Below are 5,070 nucleotides of genomic sequence, written 5' to 3'. Positions count from 1 at the left end.
GACCCGCTTGCGGTACCCTGAGCCCATGCGAACCGTGCGCCTGCTCCTTAGCCGGCCGCGCTGACCAGGACCGGCTGCGCCCTCGGGCGGTGCCGGAGTCGGCGTGGCGTCCCCTCCTGCGAGGGGATTTTTTGTTTTCCGCCCCCGCCCGCGTCATGGGACGGGTCCACGGGCCGGCCGCGTCGCGCGGTTCGCCAACTGACATCGATGGAGCTTGAAGGACCATGAGCGAGACGACCCCTGCGTCCGGCGCGGCCGAGACCGCGACCGAGCCGTTCCGGTACAGCGCCGCGCTGGCGGCGGAGATCGAGTCCCGCTGGCAGGACATCTGGGAGAAGGAGGGCACCTTCCACGCCCCCAACCCCACCGGTGCACTGGCCGACCCGTCCGCCGGTGACGTCGCCGCGAAGCCGCACAGCTTCATCATGGACATGTTCCCGTACCCCTCGGGCGCGGGCCTGCACGTCGGCCACCCGCTGGGCTACATCGCCACCGACGTCTTCGCCCGCTACCAGCGGATGACCGGCCACAACGTGCTGCACACGCTGGGCTACGACGCCTTCGGCCTGCCCGCCGAGCAGTACGCGGTGCAGACCGGCACCCACCCGCGGGTCTCCACCGAGGCCAACATCGCCAACATGCGCCAGCAGCTGCGCCGGCTGGGCCTGGGCCACGACCCGCGCCGCTCGATCTCCACGATCGACCCGGAGTACTACCGCTGGACCCAGTGGATCTTCCTGCAGATCTTCAACTCCTGGTACGACGAGGCCGCCCGCAAGGCCCGCCCGATCGCCGAGCTGGTCGCCGAGTTCGAGTCCGGCTCGCGCGAGGTGCCGGGCGGGCGCGCGTGGGCGGCGCTGTCCGCCGCCGAGCGCGACGAGGTGCTGGGCGAGTACCGGCTGGCCTACGCCAAGGAGGTGCCGGTCAACTGGTGCCCGGGCCTGGGCACGGTGCTGGCCAACGAGGAGGTCACCGCGGACGGCCGCTCCGAGCGCGGCAACTTCCCGGTGTTCAAGTCCAACCTGCGCCAGTGGATGATGCGCATCACCGCGTACTCCGACCGCCTGATCGCCGACCTGGACCTGCTGGACTGGCCCGAGGCCATCAAGCTGCAGCAGCGCAACTGGATCGGTCGCTCCGAGGGCGCCCGGGTGGACTTCGCCGTCGACGGCGGGAAGATCACCGTCTTCACCACCCGGCCCGACACCCTGTTCGGCGCGACCTACATGGTGCTGGCGCCCGAGCACGACCTGGTCGACACGATCGTCCCCGCCGCCTGGCCGGAGGGCGTGCCCGCCGAGTGGACCGGCGGCGCGGCCACCCCCGCCGAGGCCGTCGCCGCCTACCGCGCCGCGGCCGCCGCCAAGTCGGACGTCGAGCGGCAGGTCGAGGCCAAGGTCAAGACCGGCGTCTTCACCGGGGCCTACGCCGTCAACCCGGTCAGCGGCGAGCCCGTACCGGTGTTCATCGCCGACTACGTGCTGATGGGCTACGGCACCGGCGCCATCATGGCCGTCCCCGCCCACGACCACCGCGACTTCGCCTTCGCCCGCGCCTTCGGCCTGCCGATGCGCTGCGTCGTCGAGCCCACCGACGGGCGCGGCGAAGACCCGGCGGCCTGGGACGACGCCTTCGACACCTACGACTCGGTCATCGTCAACTCCTCGCAGGACGAGCTGACCCTGGACGGGCTGAGCGTCGTCGACGCCAAGGCCGCCGTCACCGCCTGGCTGGCCGAGCGCGGCATCGGCGAGGGCACCGTCAACTACCGCCTGCGCGACTGGCTGTTCAGCCGCCAGCGGTACTGGGGCGAGCCCTTCCCGGTCGTCTACGACGAGGACGGCGTCATGCACGCGCTGCCCGAGTCGATGCTGCCGGTCGAGGTCCCCGAGGTCGACGACTACTCGCCGCGCACCTACGACCCGTACGACTCCGACTCCTCGCCCGAGACCCCGCTGTCCCGCAACGAGGCCTGGGTCAACGTCGAGCTGGACCTGGGCGACGGGCCGAAGAAGTACCGCCGCGAGACCAACACCATGCCCAACTGGGCGGGTTCGTGCTGGTACGAGCTGCGCTACGTCGACCCGTCGAACACCGAGGCCGTGGTCGACCCGGCCAACGAGGGCTACTGGCTGGGCCCGACGGACACCAAGCCGGCCGGCGGCGCCGACCTGTACGTCGGCGGCGCCGAGCACGCCGTGCTGCACCTGCTGTACGCGCGCTTCTGGCACAAGGTGCTGCACGACCTGGGCCACGTGTCCTCCGTCGAGCCGTTCCACAAGCTGTTCAACCAGGGCATGATCACCGCGGACGTCTACCGCGACGAGCGCGGCTTCCCGGTGCCCGCCGCCGAGGTCGAGGAGCGCGACGGCAAGTACTTCTGGCAGGGCGAGCCGGTCAAGCGCGAGGCCGGGAAGATGGGCAAGTCCCTGAAGAACGCCGTCGCCCCGGACGACATCGCCGACGAGTACGGCGCGGACACGCTGCGCCTGTACGAGATGTCCATGGGCCCGCTGGACGTCTCCCGCCCCTGGGACACCCGCGCCGTGGTCGGCTCGTACCGCTTCCTGCAGCGGCTGTGGCGCAACGTCGTCTCGGAGGCCACCGGCGAACTGGTCGTCACCGAGGAGGAGCCGGACGAGGCGACCCTGCGCGCCCTGCACAAGGCCATCGACGGCATCCGCGGCGACATGGCCGGGCTGCGCTTCAACACGGCCGTCGCCAAGGCGATCGAGCTGAACAACTACCTGGTCAAGCGCGGCTCCACGCCGCGGGCGGTGGCGGAGCAGCTGGTGCTGATGGTCGCGCCGCTGGCCCCGCACATCGCCGAGGAGCTGTGGCGCCGGCTGGGCCACACCGAGTCGCTGGCGCACACCGACTACCCGGTCGCGGACCCGGCGTACGTGGTGGACGAGTCGGTGACCTGCGTCGTCCAGATCAAGGGCAAGGTGAAGGCCCGGCTGGAGGTCGCGCCGAGCATCACCGACGCCGAGCTGGAGGCGCTGGCGCTGGCGGACCCGGCCGTCGTCGCGGCGATCGGGGATGCCGCGGTGCGCAAGGTGATCGCTCGGGCGCCGAAGCTGGTGAACATCGTCACCGGGTGAGGGTGCGGGTTGACCGGATTTGATCCGATGTGATCGGGCGGGTGTCCTTCGGGGCGCCCGCCCGGTTCGTTTCGGCTGTGGCTGTGGCTGTGGCTGTGGCTGTGGCGTCTGCTGGCTTCGGCTGCGGTTCTCGTGTGTCTTCCATGCTCTTCCGTGCTCCTCCGGTCCGGCTTCCGGTGTGTCGTGGGCCCTCGGGGAGATCCCGGATCTGTCCCTGATCTCCGCCCGCGCGGCCGGTTCCGACCGCCCCGGGGCCGGTTGCGGCGGCTACCGTGGAACCCACGGCAATACGGCCCGCGTTGGGCCCGGTGGAGGCCGAAACGGCGGCGGAAGGTGGCGCGCGATGGACGTGTTCGGCGTGGTGATCGGCCTGGTCCTGCTCTTCGGGATCGCGGTGCTCGTCCTGGCCGTGGTCGGGACGGTCAAGGCCGCCAAGGCCGTCGCCGCGAAGGTCGAGAAGCACGAGGCCAACGCCCGGCGCGCCGTCGAGACCGCCACCCTCAAGGCGAAGACCTACACCAAGGTCGGCCCGCCCGGGCAGATCGCCGCCGTCCGGCTCAAGCTGCGGACCTCGTTGGACGGCACCCGGCAGGTGCTGGAGAGCGGCCTGCCGCAGGACGGCCAGCTCGGCGAGGCCCTCGCACTGCTCACCCGGCTCGACGCCCACGCGGCGGAGCTGGACGGCGAGCTGCGGATGCTCGAACGCGAGCCGGACACCGCGCGGATCGCGGCCAAGCTGCCGGAGCTGCGGGAACGGTCGGAGCGGATCGTCCACTCGGCGGAGACCATGCGGTGGGCGGCGCAGGACCGGATGCACCGGTTCGCCGAGGACGAGCTGAGCCGGCTGAGCCAGGAGTGCGAGAGCGAGGCGGGGGCGCTGCGGCACTGGGACTCCGCGAAGACCGCCCCGGGTTCCGCTGGCTCCTCTGCTCCGAGTGCCGCCGCTCAGGGTGCCGCCCCTTCGGGCGCCTCCTCCGGCGCGGGCAAGGCACCGGGCGCGGCCCGCGCGGGGCTGACGGACGGGAAGGGGCGGCCGGGCGCGGAGGAACTGCTCGGGCTGGCCGATCCGCTGACGAAGCTTGCGCAGCGGCTGCGGAAGCCGGCGGCGGGCTGAGTACCGCTCCGCTGAGAGCGCCCCGCGGGTGCCGGTCAGAGCGCCCCGCTAGTGCCGGGGACGGACGCTGTCCTACCCGGACGACGGGCGCTGTCCTACCGGACGAACGGGGAGTAACCTCCGCCTCATGCCCTCCGACCTCGCACTTGTCACCGATTCCACGGCCTATCTGTCGCAGGAGGCCCTCGACCGGCACGGGATCACGGTGGTCCCGCTGAGCGTCGCGGTCGGTGACTCGGTCCTGAGCGAGGGCGTCGAGATCTCGCCGAAGGACGTCGCCGAGGCGCTGCGCGGCAAGCAGCGGGTGACCACCTCCCGGCCCAACCCGGAGACCTTCGCCGCCGCCTACCGGGCGGCCGCCGAGGCCGGGGCGGAGGGGATCGTCTCGGTGCACATCTCCGGCGAGCTGTCCGGCACCGTCGAGGCCGCCCGGCTGGCGGCCGCGGAGGCTCCCGTACCGGTGCGGGTGGTGGACAGCCGGCTGGTCGGCATGGCCCTCGGGTACGCGGTGCTGGCGGCGGCCGAGTCGATCGCGGCCGGGCGGGGACTGGCGGAGGCGGCCGAGGCGGCGAGCCGGCGCGGGGCCGTGACCAGCGGGTTCTTCTACGTGGACACCCTGGAGCACCTGCGCCGGGGCGGGCGGATCGGGGCGGCTCAGGCGCTGCTCGGGTCGGCGCTGGCGGTCAAGCCGCTGCTGCACCTGGACGGGGGGCGGATCGAACCGCTGGAGAAGGTGCGGACGTCCTCGCGCGCCATCGCGCGGCTGGAGGAGATCGCGGTCGAGCGGTCGGGGGAGGGAGAGGTGGACATCGCCGTCCACCACCTGGCGGCCGAGGAGCGGGCCGAGCCGCT

Annotated in this window: 3 protein-coding genes; all 3 read left to right on the top strand. The window is 72.4% G+C overall.

The annotated features are described in order from the left end of the window. The first annotated feature begins 224 nt into the window (after window positions 1-224). On the top strand, window positions 225-3,104 hold the full coding sequence (gene leuS / locus J0670_RS29750) for a leucine--tRNA ligase (protein WP_207814800.1): 2,880 nt from the start codon (window positions 225-227) through the stop codon (window positions 3,102-3,104). 343 nt (window positions 3,105-3,447) lie between these two features. Then, window positions 3,448-4,218 (top strand): hypothetical protein, encoded by a 771-nt coding sequence (locus J0670_RS29745; protein WP_207814799.1) that lies wholly within the window; start codon window positions 3,448-3,450, stop codon window positions 4,216-4,218. Between the two features lie 127 nt (window positions 4,219-4,345). Next, window positions 4,346-5,070: DegV family protein (locus J0670_RS29740; protein WP_207814798.1), on the top strand; the 725-nt coding region annotated here is incomplete at its 3' end.

Origin of the sequence: Streptomyces sp. FH025 (genome assembly GCF_017427025.1) — a bacterium.
Lineage (GTDB): Bacteria > Actinomycetota > Actinomycetes > Streptomycetales > Streptomycetaceae > Kitasatospora.
This window is presented reverse-complemented; position numbering and strand designations above follow the sequence as displayed.